Here is a 19,454-nt window from a genome sequence, read left to right on the forward strand (position 1 = left end):
AGCAAAGCTCTTCATTGGACTGGAATTCGTCTGGCTGGAGAAGCTGAGATGGAGTTCCCATCCGGGGTGTGTCAGTGCAGTGAGGTACATAAAAAGTCTGACCCTCAACATGTGAAGGTCAGACTTTTTTTGTTGTCATATCATAGGATAATTGATTTATATATAGAGCATTTTTCGTTAAAAAGATGTATTCAGTTTAAGCCGTTAAGCTTTTACCAAGCATATGCATTCGGAGCTTGTCCTCCCGGACCCGGAAAGATTTCATCCAAACGTTTGAGGACCGCTTCATCCAAAGTAACATCCAAACATTTGAGTGCCGTTTCAAACTGCTCCAGCGTACGGGGCCCAATAATGGGTGCGGTAACTGCCGGATTAGCAGCAACCCAGGCCAAAGCTATGGTATCCTGTGGTTCGCCGAGTTCACGGCAAAGTGCCGCGAATTGTTCCAGCTGCGTTTGATGGGACTCAATCCGTTCAGCAATGCCACCACTGCGTGTGCCTTCCAGCTTTTGGAGCGCATTACGTCCGAGTAACCCACCATCAAGCGGACTCCACGGAATAACGCCAAGGCCCAGCTCTTTCGCTGCGGGCAGCACTTCGAGCTCAGGCAAACGGCAGTTGAGACTGTATTTATGCTGCTCGGATACAAGCCCGAGGAAATGACGATTCTTGGCTTCACTTTGAGCAACGGCAATCTGCCACCCAGCAAAGTTGCTTGAACCTACATAACCAATTTTGCCCTGATGAACAGCGTTCTCAAATGCGCCCCACAGCTCGTCCCACGAAATAGCAGGATCAACATGGTGCATCTGGTAGAGTTCAACATGATCGGTTTGCAGGCGGCGGAGGGAACCTTCCAGATGACGTCTGATTTTGTAAGCGGAGAGACCGGCATCGTTGTTTGGACCGTCTGTATCATCGTGCATGGAGCCATAGACTTTGGTCGCCAGAACGACTTTTTCACGTCTGCCGCCGCCCTGTTTAAACCAGCGTCCAATGATCTCCTCGGTGAGACCCGAATTTTCGCCCCAGCCATAAATGTTAGCGGTATCAAAAAAGTTCACACCGGCATCGAGTGCCGCATCCATGATACGGAATGCCTCTTTTTCGTCTGTAGCAGGCCCAAAATTCATTGTGCCGAGACAGATCCGGCTGACTTTAAGACCTGATTTTCCCAAGTACGTGTATTGCATGATTGCAATCCCTCCTGAGTTACCTGAATTTGTCTTCAGGCTTTATTTTAACTCAGTCAGAGGTACAGAACAACCAATCCAAAACCACTTATAGGCAAAAACTATTATAGTCATAGATTGTATATCTTGGTCAAATGACCTCTGAATATGATACAAAAGAGAGAGTTATAAATGACACGTTAATTATTGAAGCGAACAATCGAATGAATCGATATAAGGAGTGGACAACCCATGGCAGACGTGAAAAAAATTGCAGTAATCGCAGGCGACGGAATCGGTCCTGAAGTTGTAGCCGAGGCAGAAAAAGTTCTCAAACGTACGGAGGAAGTGTTCGGATACCGTTTTGAGACAGAGCATGCACTGTTTGGTGGAATCGCCATTGATGAGAAAGGTACACCGCTTCCTGAAGAAACACTGACCGTATGTAAAAGTGCGGATGCCGTGCTGCTTGGAGCCGTTGGCGGTCCAAAATGGGACAACAACAGCAAAGAATTGCGTCCGGAAACAGGCTTGCTTGGCATTCGTAAAGCGCTCGGACTGTTCTCGAACCTGCGTCCGGCCGTCGTATTTGATTGCTTGAAGGATGCTTCCACCTTGAAACCGGAAGTGCTGGAAGGTACGGATCTGATGGTCGTGCGTGAGTTGACCGGAGGAATCTACTTTGGTGAAAAGTTCAGACGTGAAGGTGCACAAGGCGAGGAAGCCGTAGATACATGTGTATATAATGTAACCGAAGTGGAGCGCATCGTTCGTCAGGCGTTTGTAATTGCTCAAGGACGCAGCAAGAGGCTGGCTTCTGTAGATAAAGCCAACGTGCTCGAAACTTCCCGTCTTTGGAGAGAAGTCGTTAACCGTGTAGCACCGGAATATCCGGATGTTGAAGTGGAACATGTACTTGTTGACAACTGTGCAATGCAGCTGCTGCGTCGTCCATCCAGCTTTGACGTAATCGTGACTGAAAATATGTTCGGAGATATCCTTAGTGATGAAGCAGCGATGCTGACAGGTTCGATCGGCATGCTGGCATCCGCATCGCTGGGTGAAGGCAGCTTTGGTTTGTATGAGCCAGTACACGGTTCAGCACCGGATATCGCAGGTCAAGGACTGGCGAATCCGATCGCAACAATCCTTTCGCTGGCATTGATGTTCCGTACAACCTTTGGTTATGCGGAAGGTGCTGACGCAATTGAAGCAGCTGTGTCTGATGTGCTGAATGCAGGACATCGTACGAGTGACATCGCTGTAGACAAGAGCAAAGCAATTAGCACGACGGAAATGGGCGATCTGATCGTCGCGGCAATTCAGAAACAGGCGTAATAATAGGAATAACAGAACAGCTCTTTGCTCCGATCCGGGATTGCAGAGGGCTGTTCCTTTATGATTTTTGCCACGAAAAATCCTTATTTATAATTATTATAAAAAAACAACGATTATAATCTTGACTTTGAGAAGTCCGGATGATAACATTTTACTTGTACTTGTTATCAAGTAACAATATTACTTTAATTAGAAGAAAAACGTTCACGTTTTTCTTAATGATGAGCATTCAACTTGAGTGCTTACATAATCCCAAAGGAGGAATTGTTAGTTATGGCAGAACGTTTGGTTGGTAGACCCGCACCGGATTTTGCAATGGAAACAGTATCGGGAGATGGACAAGACTTTGGTTCCGTAAAACTGTCCGATTATCGTGGCAAATGGCTCGTATTTTTCTTTTATCCTTTGGATTTCACTTTTGTGTGCCCAACTGAAATTACAGCTTTGAGTGATGCTGCTGAGCAATTCAAAGCTTTGGATACTGAAGTTCTTGGCGTGAGCGTTGACTCCGTACACAGCCACAAAGCTTGGATCAACACACCTAAAGACAGCAATGGTCTGGGTCAATTGAACTTCCCATTGGCGTCCGATATCACGAAACAAGTTGCTAAAGATTATGGCATTCTGATCGAAGAAGAAGGCGTTGCACTGCGCGGCCTGTTCATCATTGATCCAGAAGGCGAATTGAAATATCAAGTGGTTAACCACAATGATGTAGGCCGCAGTGTTGAAGAAACACTTCGCGTACTGCAAGCTCTGCAATCCGGTGGATTGTGTGCAATGAACTGGAAACCAGGCGACAACAACCTGTAAGCCTGATTTAACTTGAACGTTTGTAGTTCAAGCCCTCATCCCTCATGGGATTGAGGGCTTTTTGCACCCTTTTGCCAGAATATAAGCCTTATAGGAAGAAAATTGTTTAAACAGGGACGTCAACGTGGTAATGATGTAATAGAAGAATGCCTTCATTTTATCTTTGGAAAGAGGAATCGAAGGGCCTTAAGGCGAATAGGGTATGGAAACCCGGTAAATATTCCGGTGCTCTGCATTTATAATTTGTACATGAATGTGATACACTGATGGAACTATTCCTTTTTTGGAAGTGCTTGAAGTGTACGGGACTGCTGTCCATTAAAAAGTCTCGGCACGTTATAAGGAGGGTGAACAAAAATGAGTTACTGTTGTGGGGCAAGTATGGTGGGAACAAAGGGCACGCTGAAGCATTACCGCACCCAGGTTCATAATGTTCCCCTGCTGTTTTGTCCGGTATGTCACCGGGTAGAAGTGCATTATAAAGTGGAAAATGAATATGAAATTTTGGCTGAATATGCGCATGGAGATGGTGCGTCGGAGATTGATTTTCAAGATTACGTGACGGAAGATGAAGATGCGATTTTTGAAAATTGCGTGAATCGTGAAAGCGAGGATGCTATGGTCATTGTACAGCGTCAGATCGACATGTCTCTGGATCTGCTTCGGCTTGCCAAGGAAATGAAGGATGAGAAATGGGAAAGCGAACTCAAGCGTCGGTTAGCCGTCATGAGTCAGCGCAGACTCAAAATTCAGCATAACAAGAGTGGACTATAGATTGAATTGAATTATTTAAAATTTAAACTATACGAACGAAGCTGATTCGCCAATAAAGCGAAAAAGCTTCGTTTTTGTTGTATGGAGAAACTAATTCACGGTTTTTCTTAAAATAATTTCCATTCGACACTTTCTCCGATTGACTCCCTTCTATAAACTTGTCTATGATAAAAACAGACTTGCAAAAGAGGCGGAGCAAAAAATGTTCGTGTTTGGGAATAGGAGAAGCTTAGAATGGAACAGACGTATAATGTTTTCCGGATCGACTCTTGGTTACCCGGAATAGACCAGCTTGGGTTCCGGACATGCCATCCATATTTTCGGCTCAGCCCCCTAATGAAAGGGCACCGGTAATGAATATAAAATCGGCCCTTCCTGTTTCTGTGATGATATGATGTCCGAATGGCAAGTTTATCATTTACGTGAAAAGGAGGAACCTGACATGATTAGTGAATTTCAGGATACAGTGCCTCGACCAACGAATGGATTCCCGCCTGTACATCTGGATAACAACAAGTATGAGAATGTCCTGGAGCATCTGGATAGCGGTATTATGTTGTTTGACAGTAATGGTGTACTGACGTTTATTAACGTTCAGATGGCAAAATTGTTGGAGCTTCCTAGAAGTTTGTTGAGCGGCTGCACCCTGATGCAAATGCTGCATCATCCACAGATGAGCCGATTCAAGAAAAAGAAAATTTTACGGATTTATCGGGAAACCATCTTTCATCGTAAGCGCTATCATGAATTGATTGACGAGTATGGCAGGCATTGGTTAGTTACAGTAACGTACGGGGATCAGATGGATGGAGACTTCCTATTCAGTGTGAAGGATGTTTCCGATTATAAACAGATTGAGCAGACCGCTTATCAAAATGACAAACTTGCAATGTTGGGGCGGATTTCGGCATCTATTGCCCATGAAATCCGCAATCCTTTGACGGCTATCCGCGGATTTATCCAGTTGCTTCGGCCCCATTTGTTGCAATTGGGGAAAGACGAGTACGCTCGAATCATTCTAACGGAGATTGACAGGGCGAACGACATTATCTACGAATTTCTGAATTCCTCGAAACCGTCAGCTCCTCAGAAGACCATTATGTCTGTTAACTCTTTGCTCAAAGAGGTGGTCCTGCTGACAGAAAGCGAAGGATTAATGAAGGGATGCGAGATTACCCTGGATGAAGCTGAAGTCCCGTTAAATGTGTCCATTGATGTCAAACAGATTAAGCAGGTAATTTTGAATATGGTCAAAAATGCGATGGATGCCATCGAGGATGTGGGCGAAGAGCACGCAGGTATGATTCGGATCTCCACGGGAACCGAGAACAAGTATGTGCAGATCTCCATTGCCGACAATGGACAGGGAATGGACCACAACACGCTTGTACGCTTGTTTGACCCATTTTTCACCACTAAGGAGAGCGGGACGGGGCTGGGACTTTCCGTGAGTTACCGCATTATTAAGAATCACGGAGGCAACATCTCAGTGGATAGCAAAAAAGGGGAAGGTACCCGGTTCATCATTATGCTTCCCTTGGTGTAAAGGCAAAAGCAGAACGAACAGGAATTGGCTACCCGCCGGTTCCTGTTGTTTTTTGTTAGGACGATTAGGGTTATAGTTAGAATGAATGCGAATACATATGCTCAATTCACGGGAGGAAAAACCAATTATGAATATCCAGGGAATGGAACAAATGAACAAGCAGCTAATGGATCATGTAGGGAAGATCATTGTGGGGAAAGACCAAACGATTGAGCTTGTGATGACAGCCATCATTGCTTCAGGACATGTTCTGCTGGAGGACGTGCCAGGTACGGGGAAAACCATGTTGGCAAAATCGGTAGCCTCTTCATTGAATTGCACCTTTCAGCGTATTCAGTTCACACCGGATCTGTTGCCCTCCGATTTGACGGGTATTCATTTCTTCAACCAAAAGGAAGGCGACTTTGAGTTCAGACCTGGCCCTCTGTTTGCCAATTTGGTGCTGGCCGATGAGATCAACCGGGCTACACCGCGTACTCAGTCGAGTTTGCTGGAGTGTATGGAAGAACGGCAGATTAGTATTGATGGTTCGACCAGACAGCTGGAGCGACCATTTATCGTCATTGCTACGCAAAACCCGGTAGATAACCAGGGAACCTTCCCTTTACCGGAGGCACAGATGGATCGTTTTATGATGAAGATTCGAATGGGCTATCCAAGCAGTGAAGAAAGTGTGGAAATTCTGAGACGTACGGTAGCGAGCCGTTCTGTTGCTGATCTGTCCGCGATCATTAGTCGTGAGCAATTGCTTGAGGCGCAGAACACGTATACATCGGTCCAGATTGACGAAGATCTGTTGCGCTATATTATTCATCTGACAGAAGCTACGAGGCAGCATCCCGAGCTTTCACTTGGCGTAAGTCCACGTGGAGCTCAGGCATTGCTCAAGGCAAGTCAGGCTTGGGCTGCATTACATGGCAGAGACTTTGTGCTCCCTGATGATATTAAAATATTGGCAGAGCCTGTCCTCGCCCATCGACTTGTATTCCGCAACCGGGTGAGGCAGCAAGAGGGCTTGGCGGAACGCATTATTCAGGAACTTTTGAGCCAGATTGAAGTGCCGACGGAGAATCTTGCTGCAGGCAATGGGCGATAACTTATGGCATTACTATGGCTTGTCATTGTTGGAGGTATTGTTATTGGAGTACACGGCATATGGTTTGGACGTCCCGCTTTACGCAAGCTGAAGTATACCCGACAGTTCAGCAAAACACGCTGTTACGCCGGAGATGAGCTGGAGATGGTAGAGACCATTGCGAATGAAAAACGAATTTCGGTTCCATGGCTTAGACTTGAAGCTATGATGCCCGTATCATTTGTATTTCGATCCGGCTCGGGCATGGATATCAGTCAGGGAGATATTTATCAGAATCATAAAAGTATCTTCACTTTGAAACCGTTTACTCGTATTACCCGCAAGCATCCTTTTGTATGCAGCAGACGTGGGATATATACGTTGAACACCGTGACAATGACCGGAGGGGATTTGTTTGGCCTTTGGCGTACCTCGAAGCCAATCCCCGTTCATCTGTCCATGGTTGTATATCCTTCACTTGTTCATGCGGAGGATCTGCCTGCGATCTATCAGGTATGGCAGGGTGAGGTTGAGGTATCCCGTTGGATTGTCGAAGATCCCTTTCTGATCCTCGGGGTACGTCCCTATGGTGCGGGTGATCCGATGAACCGTATTCATTGGAAAGCGAGTGCACGTACGGGAGAATTGCAGGTGTACAAGCAGGGATGGACTGCGGACCCTCAATCCTGGATTGTGGTCAACATTCAGGAGTCTGCGGATATGTGGAGTGTCGTTACCCGCCCGGAGATGATCGAACGTGCACTCCGTTATGCGGCAACTGCAGCGGTAGATGCGATCGGAAGAGGGTTGCCCGCAGGATTTGCTCATAATGGCTACCGAGTAAGTGGAGGGCGTGAACCATTACGAATTGAGCCGGATTACGGCAGTCCACATCTGGAAATGCTGCTGGAAGCTATGGCGGAGACGGAGTTAAAATGCATGGTTCCCATGGAGCAGTTTCTGAGTGATGAAGTAGAACGCAATGAAGATGCCCAGCAGGTTCGCAGTTATCTCTTAATTACGTCCTATGTATCTCCAGCCATGGAGCATGAAATTGCGCGTTTGCATGAGCAAGGACACCGTGTGACCATACTCCCGGTAGAGGGTGGGAAAAGCGATGCTAAGGCGGTGAGTGCATGAATGATGCCAACAGTACCAGTACCAAAGAAAGAGCGCTTTTATCCATGTCGGCCGTTCTGTTGATCGGCTTATATCTTTATCCGCTTCTGACCCTAACAGCCCTTTATGCAACCGGACCTTTGGCGTATATACTAATGAGTATCTTTGTTGTAGCTGGTTGGTTAGGTCAGTGGGTGCAGCACAGGTTACCAACCATTAGCGAAAAAAACACTTTTATTCGATGGGGTGCAGCGTTGGTTATGGGGGTGCTGGTCTCATTAGTTATTGCAATAGTAGGCGTTCTTCCGCTACCAGATTTGCTCACGGCAGTAGTATGGGGTGTGATCTCAGCCTATATTGGGTTGAATTTTCAACCTGTCTTCCGTTCGATTTTGATTTGGCGCTTGCAGATTTGGGGTGTGGTCAGTGCAATTGTGCTCAGTGGGGCAGCCAACGGGATTGAATTCATGCAACCCCTCCTGATGTACACCGGAACCATTTATACAGCGGGAGTCATCAGTTTTGCTGGATGGTTGGTAGGTCAGTACAGTGTGCAGCTGGATCGGGCGACATTAAATGATGGCTCAAGAAGGATTGTGCTGCGTGAGTTTGCCCGGGCGAATCACCAGCGTCTGTTATGGATGCTGATTGTGATCGCAGGGATCGGCGCTTTTCCCAGTCTTGTTGCCTGGCTAGGTCCACTGCGTGACCGTCTGCTTGCATGGATCAGAGGATTAATAGGTTCGAATTCCAATCAGGAGCCTCTTACTCCGTCTACAGCTCCAGATGAACCGCCGATGCTACCTGAAGGAATGGAACAGCCAGGGGAACCCTCTATTTTCTGGGATATCCTGGGTTGGATCGTCATGGGGGCTGTTGCCGTTGTTATTCTGTGGCTTATCCTGCGTCTGGGGCAAAAGGCCATAAATAAACTTTTGGAGCGTTTCAAAGGGCTGCTGCAGCCAGGTCAGAAGAAGGTAGAACCCAGGACGGAGTATGTGGACATCAGCGAAACGTTAGAGGCGCCGGCAAAAACGCGCAAATCCTGGTTCCGCAAGAAGGAGCCGCTGCCCTCCCAGGAAGCTGAACGTGTTCGATACTATTATCGGAAGTGGATCGACAGAGCTGCACACCGGGGGGTGGATATACAGCGTGCACATACGCCACTGGAGGCTGCGGAGACGATTGTTCAGCACGGAGCTAGAGAAGATGAACAGAGGCTCTCTGCGATGCTGCCAGATACCTATAACGCTGTGCGCTATGGAAAGAAATCTCCAGAAGATTCCGAGATGAGTGAGATGGATCGGATATGGAAATCTTATCGAAGTAAATAAGTCGGGAATCCCTTTACTTTTCTTGTTACGTTCAAGTATCATGAGAGGAATACACAAGTTGGTCAGAAAAGGAGCAGACATTAATGAAGACAAATCATTGCAAAATTGTAGATTGTACAATCCGTGATGGCGGATTGGTAAATAACTGGGACTTTAGCGTGGACTTTGTTCAACAGCTCTATGCTGGATTGAATGAAGCTGGCGTTGATTATATGGAAATTGGATACAAAAACTCACCTAAGCTCTTGAAAGGTGCGGAAGAAGCAGGACCATGGCGTTTTCTGAATGATGACTTCCTGCGCAAAGTTATTCCTCAAAAAGGCAACACCAAATTGTCTGCACTGGTTGACGTTGGACGTGTGGACGAGAATGACATTCTGCCGCGCAGCGAAAGCATGCTGGATCTGATCCGTGTAGCCTGCTACAGCAAAGATGTAGATAAGGCTCTAGCCCTGGTTCAAACGTTCCATGATCGTGGATATGAAACAACGCTGAATATTATGGCATTGTCTAATGTTATGGAAAATGAACTGCTGGAAGCATTTGAACTGATCAAGGAAAGCGCTGTGGATGTTGTATACATAGTAGACTCCTATGGTAGCCTGGATCATAACGATGTGAAATACCTGGTGGAGAAGTTCAAGACTCATCTGCCGAACAAACGTCTTGGTGTTCATACACATAATAACATGCAGCTCGCCTTCTCCAACACATTGGTAGCAGCAGAGCTTGGCGTTGAACTGCTGGATGCTTCCGTATACGGCATGGGACGTGCTGCAGGGAACTGCCCGACTGAACTGCTCGTTGCTCATCTGAAAGGCACGAAATACAATCTGCGTCCAGTCCTTGGTGTGTTGGAGCAATTGATGGTCCCTCTCCGTGAGAAGGAAGAATGGGGTTACATTTTGCCTTACATGATTACAGGTACGTTGGACGAGCATCCTCGCTCCGCGATGGCACTGCGTTCGTCCGAAGACAAAGACAAGGTTGTTGATTTCTATGATAAATTGACAACACCAGAAGTGAGTTTTGACAAATAAACAGATTGCATCATTGTTGAATTGGGCTTCCAGTGAACCAGAGCTGGATCTAATACATCTATAACTTTAGCGCATTAGCGTTTTAAGTCGAATGGTGCACGTAATACGAAAATTAGTCTAAAATACAGTTGCAAATTCAAAAAAAACATGAACTCCGATGGGGAGTTCATGTTTTTTTAGTTCTTATTGCCTTGTTTTTCTACATATCTATGAATAAATATTCCTAGGAGTGCTCATTTTTTTGTTCACGTCTGCGGAAATAAATGTTATTATGTACCAGATAGCATGTATTCACATGTGACTTGAACGTTGGTAGATATAATAAAATGTCGAATATTGTAACAAAGTAGATTTATATCGTTAATGTTATTTCAGGATAGGTGATCCCGGGAAGGAAAAACACGGCATGAAGGCTAATCAGCAAGATCAGAGAAAAATAGGTTGGGTCGCGATAGGCGGCTTATTGTGTTTCCTCGCAAATCAATGGTTTCGTTCCTCTGCAAGCTCTGATCTGATCATATCGGGTTACTCGGTTTTGACACTCTTGGGTGGATTCGCTGCGGCAGCGGCCTGTATCGGCATCTATAATCAAAGCTGGTTATTCCAGACTCAAAGACTGACCCTCCGAAGGGTCCTTATGACAACGTTGTTTTTATTGATTGGTTTATTTGAATTGGTTCACATCGTTTCTTTTGCGGAAGAGATGCCAAATGGTGCGATGATGGAGTCGGAGTTCTCGCTGAAGATGATGTCGCTTGGATCTCTTGTTTGTGCGGCAGGTTTGCTGTTCATATATGCAGTCAGCGAGAGGGAAATTGCGTTACCGCGCAAATTTTTACTGTTCGGCGGAACGCTCGGTATTTTTATTGTTTTGTATACATTGGCTATTCAGGAATGGGCTGTACTTCCGAACTTGCTGGAGGGGAATGTGCTTGGCGGCATGTTTACCCGATTTCATTTCCTGGTCGGCATTCTGTATAGCGTGACTGCGGTCATGTTATTCATTCAATGGAAAAAAGGAAAAGATCGTGATCTATCTACCGTACTTTGCGCAATCCTCTGTTTTTTCTATGGAGAATGTTACTTTGTTTCGGCTACGAAAATTAATGATCTCAATCTGTTGCTGGGTCTATTAAGCAATTGTTTTGGCTATTTCTTCATCCAGAAGGGGCTATATTCGTCTGTGGTGGATACGCCTTTCCTCAAGCAGCAGGTGGCTGAGGCAAAAATGAACTTTATTGCTCACCATGATGATGTGACAGGGCTGCCCAATCGCCGTCGCCTTTCTCAACGACTGAAAGTGATGATGGATGCAGCTATGGTAGAGGAGCAGCTTGTCGGAGTGTTGGTATTAAATATTAACCGATTCAAAACAATTAATGATTCATTGGGCCAACAGGCGGCTAACCGTGTACTTCGTCAGGTAGGTCAGCGTTTGAAGCATTCTTCGCTCCCGGGAGAGGAAGTATTCGGACTGGGAAGAGATGAATTCGTACTCACGATGACAGATTTCAGCACAACAGATACGGCATTGCGGCGGACAAGATCAATCTTGCAGCTGTTCGAAAAACCTGTAACTGTAGATGGAAACGAGTATCATCTCACGCTGGGTATTGGTATGGCAATATTCCCGCATGACGGGGACTCACCGGAGGAGATCATTCAGAATGCGGATACGGCGCTGCATAATGCCAAAGAGCAGGGAATGGAGCTAAACCGATATGCCCATGCAATGCAGATGAAAGCCCAGGAACGTTTGCAGCTTGAGAATGATTTGCGCAAAGCGCTGGATCGCGGGCAATTCTATCTGGTGTATCAGCCGCAGGTCAATCTGGAGAGTGGCTTAATAGTGGGTATGGAGGCTTTGGTACGCTGGCAGCATCCGCTAAGAGGGTCAGTATCCCCTGCGGAATTTATTCCTCTTGCTGAGGAGAGTGGGCTGATCGTACCGCTTGGAGAATGGGTACTGCGTGAGGCATGTGCTCAGAATAAACAATGGCAGGAAGCGGGTTACCGCAAGCTGTGTGTGTCGGTTAACTTGTCCATGAGGCAGTTCAGGCACTCCCATCTGCTGGATAACATCAGCGGCATTCTCAAGGAAACGGGCTTGGAACCGGTGTGGCTTGAACTGGAGATTACCGAGAGCATGACGTTTGATAAAGATCGGGCCTTTGAACAGTTACGTAAAATTAAAGAAATTGGTGTGCACATCAGTATTGATGATTTTGGCACCGGGTACAGCTCGCTGCATTATCTGAAAGATCTGCCGATTGACCGCCTCAAGATTGACCGTTCCTTTGTCAATGAAGTGATGGAGGACAGTAACAACGCGGCGATTGTATCGACCATAACATCGATGGCGCATCACTTGCAGTTAAAGGTAACGGCTGAGGGCGTTGAAAATGAGGACCAGCTTTCGTTCCTTCGCGATCAGCATTGTCATGAGGCTCAAGGGTATTTTTTCAGCAAACCGATTTTGCCAGCCGATTTTGAAAAAAAGTTTTTGAGAGATGTGGATAAACCCACAGGTTAAGGATAGGCAGGGGCGTGGACACGCTTCTGTCTTTTTAATTTTCCGTAACGGGGGAGGGAGAAATAGTAAAAAGAAGTTGCAAGCGTTGGATGATCATGGTATATTAATTTTGTAAAATTCATGTTAATGTTCCCCGGAACTTGACGGGACGTAGCTCAGCTTGGTAGAGCACCTGGTTTGGGACCAGGGGGTCGCATGTTCAAATCGTGTCGTCCCGATCGTCATTCGCGCGGGTGTAGTTCAATGGTAGAACTTTAGCCTTCCAAGCTAATAGCGTGGGTTCGATTCCCATCACCCGCTTAACTAATGCAACACCTGAAACCCTTGTGGAAACAAGGGTTTCTTCTTTTTTTTCGAAGTTAGTGTATTCCTAGTCGCGTTAGGAGGGAGAATATTACTGACTCCAAATTCAAGACCTTTGCTTTTTCCCCATCATCTGGTACAATAACGGAGAAATCGATACTACACATGAATGAGAGGTAACCATACGTCCCATGAAGTAAAACACATGAATTCAACCCCAGTAACTGCAGAGAGTGTATTGACGCAGTCAGCCAAAGCGGCTGAGCAATGAGGGGATTCGTGTGTCCAAATTCAGCTATGGGATCAGGTATGGAAACAGGCAGGCTGTTCTGGCTTGTGTGTACCCTTTTAGGGTTATTTGTTCATGCCATGGGTATCTTATGTTTGTTTTTTGACGCTTTATCCAATCCTGAATTGCCAGACCGCCGGCTGATGCCAGCGGTTTTTTTATTTTGAATTGCAGGAAGGATGAGGCCTCATGATGACAATGGTACGCCTACATGAAGTATCGAAAGAGTGGAACGGGAATGAATTATTCGCAGGATTGAATCTGGAAATAAATGAAGGCGAGCGGCTCGCCATTCTGGGCCGCAACGGGTGTGGCAAGACGACCTTGTTACGCATCATTCTTGGAGAAGAAGATGGCGGTGGACGAATCGAACGCCACGTTCCGCAACAGGAGTGGGGATTCATGCGTCAGCGCTCCTTGATCAAACCGGAGACGAATGTGCTTGATGCCGTCCGTCAGGAAAGTGGACGGATCTACGAGGTGAAGCGTGACTTGGAAGAGTTGGAACAGCTTATGGGCAAGAGTGGAGCGGCAGATGAGCAGCGGCTGCTTGAAGCTTATACAATAGCGATGGAACAATATGAGCAACTGAACGGGTATATGTGGGAGACTGAGGTAGAGAAGGTGCTGACACGTCTCGGGTTATCGTCTGACCATTGGAGCAGGCCGTATCATTCCTTGAGTGGTGGTCAAAAAACGAAGGCTCGTCTCGCGGGATTACTGGTCAGTAAACCGAAATTTCTGATTTTGGATGAACCGACGAATCATCTGGATGAAGAGAGTATGCGCTGGCTTGAAGAATGGCTGTCCACCTATGCAGGAACATTATTGTTTGTCTCTCATGACCGGACCTTTATAGATCAGGTTGCAACGGGTGTGATTGAGTTTAGCCCGGGTGCCCTGACCAAATATAAGGGGGGTTACACGAATTACAAAGACCATAAGGAACGTGAATTGCGTGAGCAGGAAGCAACCTATCGCAAGCAGGAACTGGAACGGAAAGCGCTAGAAGAGACGATCCGCAATTATCAGCAGTGGTTTCATCAGGCACATAATTCAGCGACTGATGTGGAGGTCAAAATCACCCAGAGCTTTTACAAAGCCAAAGCCAACAAGAACATTTCCCGCTACCATGCCAAGCAAAAGCAACTGGAGCGGCTGGAGAAAGAGCGGGTGGATAAACCTCGTGAAGCTGCGAAATTGAACATGGAGCTGCAAGTGAACACGCTGGCTGCCCGCCAGCTCCTTGCACTGGAAGATGCCAGTTTTGGTTATCCGGGAAGCCCGACATTGCTTCGCAATCTCCGGATTGTGGTCGAACGCGGAGATCGTCTTGCTGTACGCGGTCCCAATGGCACAGGCAAGACAACGCTGCTCAAGCTGATGATTGGGGAGTTGGAACCTTCGCAAGGCAAGGTGACACGTCATCCGCAGCTAAAGGTTGGTTATTTTTCGCAAGAGCTTGAGGGATTACCGGAAAGTCAGACGCTTCTGGACAGTTTGCTTAGTCTTCCATCCATGACACAAAGTGCTGCACGCACCATTCTGGGATGCTTTTTATTTTCGAGAGATGATGTGTTCAAACGTATTGGGGATTTGAGTATGGGGGAGAAGTGCAGAGTTGCATTCCTGCGTTTGTACTTCGGTGGAGCCAACTTGCTGGTGCTGGATGAACCGACCAATTATCTGGATATTGACACACAGGAAGTGATGGAGAATATATTGAAGCAGGCATCCGGAGCACTGGTGCTCGTATCCCATGATCGTATGCTGACCAAAGTACTCGCTAACCGCTTGCTTGATCTGGAGCCCGGTGGAAAGGTTACACTGTTTGACGGTGGAGTGGAGGACTGGGAGCAATCCATCAAATTGCGAGAATCCGCCCTTGAGATTCGGGAGTCAGATGATGAACGGTTACGGCTTGAAATGCGTTTGTCTGAGTTGTTATCTCCTATGAGGAGTGCGAGCAATGAGATGTTGACTAATCCTAATGATGTAATTGAGCGGACGGCTGAAGTTGCCGAAGTTCGCGAAATTCAACATCGTTTGAAACAGCTGCGCGAGCTGAGAAAACACAAGTAATCCATTGATTAAGCTTTTGTCGTTTTGCTTTTGGGCTTAACGATGGATCAAGCGGCTTTACGGCTTGCTATTTCGAGCGATTTTGCATATAATAATGGACGATCATCAGTAAATTTGAAGTTTTTTTCTGACATGAAAACGTGATGATGGAGACAAGTAAGCAGTGCCTCTGGACAGGGAGGAAGCGCCGTAGATTGAGAGCGTTTCTGTAGAACAAGGCTGCTGAAATTCACTCCGGAGCGGTTCCCTGAACCATATCTTGCGATCCATCGCAGGAGTTAGTAGGGGGTAACGGTTAACGGTCGTTATTCCGTATAGAGTGAGGCAAACATGTTGCAGGCCGGAAGGGCCGGGCAGCACTGATTGTCTAACAAGGGTGGTACCACGGTCTTTTCGTCCCTTCAGGGGAGAGAAGGCCTTTTTTTGTTGCATTAACACCACATAAAGGGGGCATTTACACATGAAAGAACGTTTGGAGGCATTAAAGATCGAAGCGCTGGAACAACTGTCCGGCGTAAACGATCCACAGACGCTGAGTGATCTGCGTGTAAAGTATTTGGGGAAAAAGGGTGCACTGACTGAGATTTTGCGCGGTATGGGTGCGCTTAGTGCAGAGGAACGTCCGGTGATTGGTCAGGTCGCCAATGATGTTCGTGGCGCAATTGAAGAGGTCATCGACAGCAAGCAGGAGCAGTTCCAGAAGGAAGAGACAGCGAAACGTCTGCAATCCGAGAAAATTGATGTGACCCTGCCCGGACGTCGCGGACGTCAAGGCGGACTGCATCCACTGACCAAAGTGGTACAGGAAATCGAAGATATTTTCATCGGTATGGGATATCGTGTAGCAGAAGGTCCTGAGGTTGAGATGGATTATTACAACTTCGAGGCATTGAATCTGCCGAAGAATCACCCGGCGCGTGATATGCAGGATTCCTTCTATGTGACAGAAGACCTGTTGATGCGTACGCATACGTCACCGGTTCAAGTTCGTACCATGCAAAGCATGAAAGGTGAAGTGCCAGTTAAAGTCATCTGTCCGGGTAAAGTATACCGTCGGGACGATGACGATGCGACGCATTCGTTCCAGTTCAATCAGGTTGAGGGTTTGGTCATTAGCGAGAATATTCGCATGAGTGACCTGAAAGGCACCTTGCTGCAATTCGTACGCGAAATGTTCGGTTCACACACTGAAATTCGTCTGCGTCCAAGCTTCTTCCCGTTCACCGAGCCGAGTGCTGAAGTGGATGTCACTTGCGTGCAATGTGGTGGCAGTGGCTGCCGGGTATGTAAACAGACGGGCTGGCTTGAGATTTTGGGCGGCGGTATGGTTCATCCGAAAGTACTTGAGATGGGCGGTTATGATCCGGAGAAATACAGTGGGTTTGCATTCGGAATGGGCGTAGAGCGTATCGCCATGCTGAAATATGGCATTGATGATATTCGTCATTTCTACAACAGTGATATGGCGTTCCTGAAACAATTTGGACGCCTGTAATTACCGAAGTAGCATACAGGGCGAACGCCCTTCATTTGCAACACCAATTCATAGATTAGGAAGTGAACGTCCATGAGAGTATCGACAGATTGGCTGTCTGATTATATTGCGCTGGAAGGCGTGGAACCGCAGGAGTTGGCAGAGAAAATCACCCGTGCGGGGATTGAGATTGATGTAGTAGAGAACCGGAACCAGGGCGTGAACAAAGTGGTTGTCGGTTACGTGAAGAGCAAGGAGAAGCATCCTGATGCCGACAAGCTGAATGTATGTGTAATTGATGCCGGACAGGAAGAAGATCTGCAGATCGTATGTGGTGCGAAAAATGTGGATGCGGGTCAAAAGGTAGTCGTTGCCCTGGTTGGAGCGAAGCTCCCTGGTGGACTTGATATCAAAAAAGCCAAGCTACGCGGTGTTGTATCCCTTGGCATGATCTGCTCTGCGAAAGAATTAGGCATGAACGACAAATTGCTGCCGAAGGACCAACAGGAAGGCATTCTTGTTCTACCTGCACAAACGGAAATTGGCACACCAATCAGCCAGGTGCTTGGTCTTGATGATCATGTGCTTGAACTGGATCTGACACCGAACCGCTCCGACTGTCTGAGCATGCTTGGTGCAGCTTATGAAGTGGGTGCCATTCTCGGTCGTGAAGTGAAACTGCCTGATCCGACTCAAAAGTTGGTGGAAATCGGTGATGCGGCTGCGAACCATATCTCGGTTGAGATTACAGCTGGCGAACAATGCAGTCATTATGCAGCCCGTTATGTAACAGGGATCAAGCTGGGAGCTTCCCCGCAGTGGATGCAAAATCGTTTGATGGCTGCTGGCATCCGTCCGATCAATAATATCGTCGACATCACGAACTATGTCATGCTGGAATACGGACAGCCGCTGCATGCTTTTGATGCAGATAAGTTGGAGAAGGGCCATATTGAAGTGCGAATGGCCAAAGAAGGCGAAACGATCGTGACGCTGGATAGCCAGGAGCGCAAGCTGGAGCCGCATATGCTGCTCATTACCGATGGCGTGAAACCGGTAGCCATCGCGGGTGTAATGGGTGGCGAGAATTCCGAGGTAACGGAAACCACTGTGAATCTGTTGCTGGAATCCGCCAAGTTTGATGGCGGAACTGTTCGGAAAACGTCGCGCCAACTGGGGCTGCGTTCCGAAGCAAGCATGCGTTTTGAGAAGGAAGTCGACCCGGCTGCTGTTATTACAGCATTGGACCGTGCGGCTGAGTTGATCCAGCGTTATGCAGAAGGCGAAGTTCATCAGGGAATTGTGGAAGCAGGAACAGCTGCTGCGGATAAACGTGTTGTACAGCTGTCGCTGGAGAAACTGAATCGCTATCTGGGAACCGAGTTGTCCCTGCTTGAAGTGAAAACCATTTTCGCTCGTTTGCACTTTGCATGTGGTGATGCGCAGCAGGGTCTGCTGGATGTTGAAGTGCCAAGCCGCAGAGGGGATATTACACTTGATGTGGATCTGTTTGAAGAGGTTGCCCGTCTGTACGGATACGACAATATTCCAACCACATTGATTGAAGGACCAACGACACCGGGTGCTTATACGCGTTCGCAAGCGATGCGCCGTACCATTCGTGGCCTGTTTGCAGGTAGTGGCTGGCAGGAAATGATCAGCTATTCGTTCGTACACCCGGATAAAGTTTCCTTGTTCCCTGCTCTGACAGAAGGCAGTAAAGCTGTGAAGCTGGCTATGCCAATGAGTGAGGATCGCAGTGTGCTTCGCAAAAGCATTTTGCCGCAAATGCTGGATGCAGCGGTGTATAACATGAACCGCAAGCATGATTCACTGGCTGTATTCGAAGTGGGCAGTGTGTTCTTTACTGAAGAAGAGAAGCTGACGAAGCAGCCGCATGAAATTCCGGTCCTGAGCTTGTTGCTCACAGGAAACCGTGCATCCCAGCAGTGGAATGTAGGAGCAGAGAAAGTGGACTTCTTCGATCTGAAAGGTGCACTTGAGAACCTGTTCGCCTATGTAGGTCTGGAGCAGCGTATTCGCCTGATGGCAAACAGTCCAGAAGGTTTCCATCCTGGGCGCTCCGCATCGGTATATTTGGAAGCAAAAGATGGTGGAGAAGGCAAATTGATTGGTGCGATGGGGCAATTGCACCCTGAACTGCAGCAGCAATATGATCTGAACGATGTATACCTTGCTGAGATCGGGCTTGAAGCCATCTATGGTGACGCTGATACGGATATCCGTTATCGTGAGCTTCCACGTTTCCCTGCAGTTGAGCGGGATATCGCGGTTGTTGTGAGTAAAGATATCGAAGCTGGGGATATGCTGCGTGCGATTCGTGAATCTGCCGGTGAGCTGCTGCAAACCGTACAGGTATTCGACGTGTTCACAGGCAGCAAATTGGGTGAAGACAAGAAGAGTGTAGCGATGGCTCTCGTTTATCGCAATCGTGAACGCACATTGACAGATGAGGAAATTACCGAGGTTCATGCTCGTGTTGTTGCTCGTCTGGAGGAGCAATTTGGAGCCGAATTGCGTAAATAGAACATAAGTCAATTT

General features: G+C 47.3%; 13 protein-coding genes and 2 tRNA genes. 14 read left to right on the forward strand and 1 reads right to left on the reverse strand.

Annotated features, from left to right (window positions below; translation table 11 throughout):
* Positions 1 to 212 precede the first annotated feature (212 nt).
* Complete coding sequence (locus P364_RS0101075) at positions 213 to 1,193, reverse strand: aldo/keto reductase (protein WP_024628320.1); 981 nt, start codon at positions 1,191 to 1,193, stop codon at positions 213 to 215.
* A gap of 231 nt (positions 1,194 to 1,424) precedes the next feature.
* Between P364_RS0101075 and leuB the strand changes: the two genes are divergently transcribed.
* The 14 genes from leuB (at position 1,425) to pheT (ending at position 19,439) form a co-directional block, all read left to right on the forward strand.
* Entirely contained in the window at positions 1,425 to 2,510 is a 1,086-nt protein-coding gene (gene leuB, locus P364_RS0101080) for a 3-isopropylmalate dehydrogenase (protein WP_024628321.1), read from the forward strand.
* Positions 2,511 to 2,783: 273 nt separating this feature from the next.
* Positions 2,784 to 3,323: a peroxiredoxin gene (locus tag P364_RS0101085; RefSeq protein WP_024628322.1), complete on the forward strand. Its 540-nt coding sequence runs from the start codon at positions 2,784 to 2,786 to the stop codon at positions 3,321 to 3,323.
* A 357-nt stretch (positions 3,324 to 3,680) separates the two neighbouring features.
* Positions 3,681 to 4,097, forward strand: coding sequence for a hypothetical protein (locus P364_RS0101090; protein ID WP_024628323.1), 417 nt, complete (start codon positions 3,681 to 3,683; stop codon positions 4,095 to 4,097).
* 442 nt (positions 4,098 to 4,539) lie between these two features.
* Positions 4,540 to 5,643: an ATP-binding protein gene (locus P364_RS0101095; protein WP_024628324.1), complete on the forward strand. Its 1,104-nt coding sequence runs from the start codon at positions 4,540 to 4,542 to the stop codon at positions 5,641 to 5,643.
* 127 nt (positions 5,644 to 5,770) lie between these two features.
* Entirely contained in the window at positions 5,771 to 6,739 is a 969-nt protein-coding gene (locus P364_RS0101100; RefSeq protein ID WP_024628325.1) for an AAA family ATPase, read from the forward strand.
* 3 nt (positions 6,740 to 6,742) lie between these two features.
* Positions 6,743 to 7,858 (forward strand): DUF58 domain-containing protein, encoded by a 1,116-nt coding sequence (locus P364_RS0101105; protein WP_024628326.1) that lies wholly within the window; start codon positions 6,743 to 6,745, stop codon positions 7,856 to 7,858.
* Positions 7,855 to 9,171 carry a DUF4129 domain-containing protein gene (locus tag P364_RS0101110; RefSeq protein WP_024628327.1) on the forward strand — a complete coding sequence of 439 codons (1,317 nt, stop codon included), beginning with the start codon at positions 7,855 to 7,857 and terminating at the stop codon, positions 9,169 to 9,171. Before P364_RS0101105 ends, P364_RS0101110 begins: the two co-directional genes overlap by 4 nt.
* Positions 9,172 to 9,254: 83 nt before the next feature.
* Complete coding sequence (locus tag P364_RS0101115; RefSeq protein ID WP_024628328.1) at positions 9,255 to 10,211, forward strand: aldolase catalytic domain-containing protein; 957 nt, start codon at positions 9,255 to 9,257, stop codon at positions 10,209 to 10,211.
* 406 nt (positions 10,212 to 10,617) lie between these two features.
* On the forward strand, positions 10,618 to 12,744 hold the full coding sequence (locus P364_RS0101120) for a bifunctional diguanylate cyclase/phosphodiesterase (protein WP_024628329.1): 2,127 nt from the start codon (positions 10,618 to 10,620) through the stop codon (positions 12,742 to 12,744).
* 144 nt (positions 12,745 to 12,888) lie between these two features.
* A tRNA-Pro gene (locus P364_RS0101125) sits at positions 12,889 to 12,962 on the forward strand.
* Positions 12,963 to 12,973: 11 nt separating this feature from the next.
* Positions 12,974 to 13,044: transfer RNA gene (locus tag P364_RS0101130), tRNA-Gly, on the forward strand.
* 481 nt (positions 13,045 to 13,525) lie between these two features.
* Complete coding sequence (gene abc-f, locus P364_RS0101135; RefSeq protein WP_024628330.1) at positions 13,526 to 15,418, forward strand: ribosomal protection-like ABC-F family protein; 1,893 nt, start codon at positions 13,526 to 13,528, stop codon at positions 15,416 to 15,418.
* A gap of 460 nt (positions 15,419 to 15,878) precedes the next feature.
* Complete coding sequence (gene pheS / locus P364_RS0101140) at positions 15,879 to 16,913, forward strand: phenylalanine--tRNA ligase subunit alpha (protein ID WP_024628331.1); 1,035 nt, start codon at positions 15,879 to 15,881, stop codon at positions 16,911 to 16,913.
* 72 nt (positions 16,914 to 16,985) lie between these two features.
* A complete protein-coding gene (gene pheT / locus P364_RS0101145) occupies positions 16,986 to 19,439 on the forward strand; it encodes a phenylalanine--tRNA ligase subunit beta (protein ID WP_024628332.1) in 2,454 nt (817 codons plus the stop codon).
* Positions 19,440 to 19,454: the final 15 nt, after the last annotated feature.

Source organism: Paenibacillus sp. MAEPY2 (assembly GCF_000499205.1).
Taxonomy (GTDB): domain Bacteria; phylum Bacillota; class Bacilli; order Paenibacillales; family Paenibacillaceae; genus Paenibacillus; species Paenibacillus vandeheii.

What these genes read in the sequence shown, in the direction of transcription:
- P364_RS0101085 (WP_024628322.1), top strand. Translation starts at nt 2,784, where the DNA reads ATGGCAGAACGTTTGGTTGGTAGACCCGCACCGGATTTTGCAATGGAA.
- pheT (WP_024628332.1), top strand. Translation starts at nt 16,986, where the DNA reads ATGAGAGTATCGACAGATTGGCTGTCTGATTATATTGCGCTGGAAGGC.
- P364_RS0101075 (WP_024628320.1), bottom strand. Translation starts at nt 1,193, where the DNA reads ATGCAATACACGTACTTGGGAAAATCAGGTCTTAAAGTCAGCCGGATC.
- P364_RS0101090 (WP_024628323.1), top strand. Translation starts at nt 3,681, where the DNA reads ATGAGTTACTGTTGTGGGGCAAGTATGGTGGGAACAAAGGGCACGCTG.
- leuB (WP_024628321.1), top strand. Translation starts at nt 1,425, where the DNA reads ATGGCAGACGTGAAAAAAATTGCAGTAATCGCAGGCGACGGAATCGGT.
- P364_RS0101100 (WP_024628325.1), top strand. Translation starts at nt 5,771, where the DNA reads ATGAATATCCAGGGAATGGAACAAATGAACAAGCAGCTAATGGATCAT.
- P364_RS0101105 (WP_024628326.1), top strand. Translation starts at nt 6,743, where the DNA reads ATGGCATTACTATGGCTTGTCATTGTTGGAGGTATTGTTATTGGAGTA.
- P364_RS0101115 (WP_024628328.1), top strand. Translation starts at nt 9,255, where the DNA reads ATGAAGACAAATCATTGCAAAATTGTAGATTGTACAATCCGTGATGGC.
- P364_RS0101120 (WP_024628329.1), top strand. Translation starts at nt 10,618, where the DNA reads ATGAAGGCTAATCAGCAAGATCAGAGAAAAATAGGTTGGGTCGCGATA.
- pheS (WP_024628331.1), top strand. Translation starts at nt 15,879, where the DNA reads ATGAAAGAACGTTTGGAGGCATTAAAGATCGAAGCGCTGGAACAACTG.
- abc-f (WP_024628330.1), top strand. Translation starts at nt 13,526, where the DNA reads ATGATGACAATGGTACGCCTACATGAAGTATCGAAAGAGTGGAACGGG.
- P364_RS0101095 (WP_024628324.1), top strand. Translation starts at nt 4,540, where the DNA reads ATGATTAGTGAATTTCAGGATACAGTGCCTCGACCAACGAATGGATTC.
- P364_RS0101110 (WP_024628327.1), top strand. Translation starts at nt 7,855, where the DNA reads ATGAATGATGCCAACAGTACCAGTACCAAAGAAAGAGCGCTTTTATCC.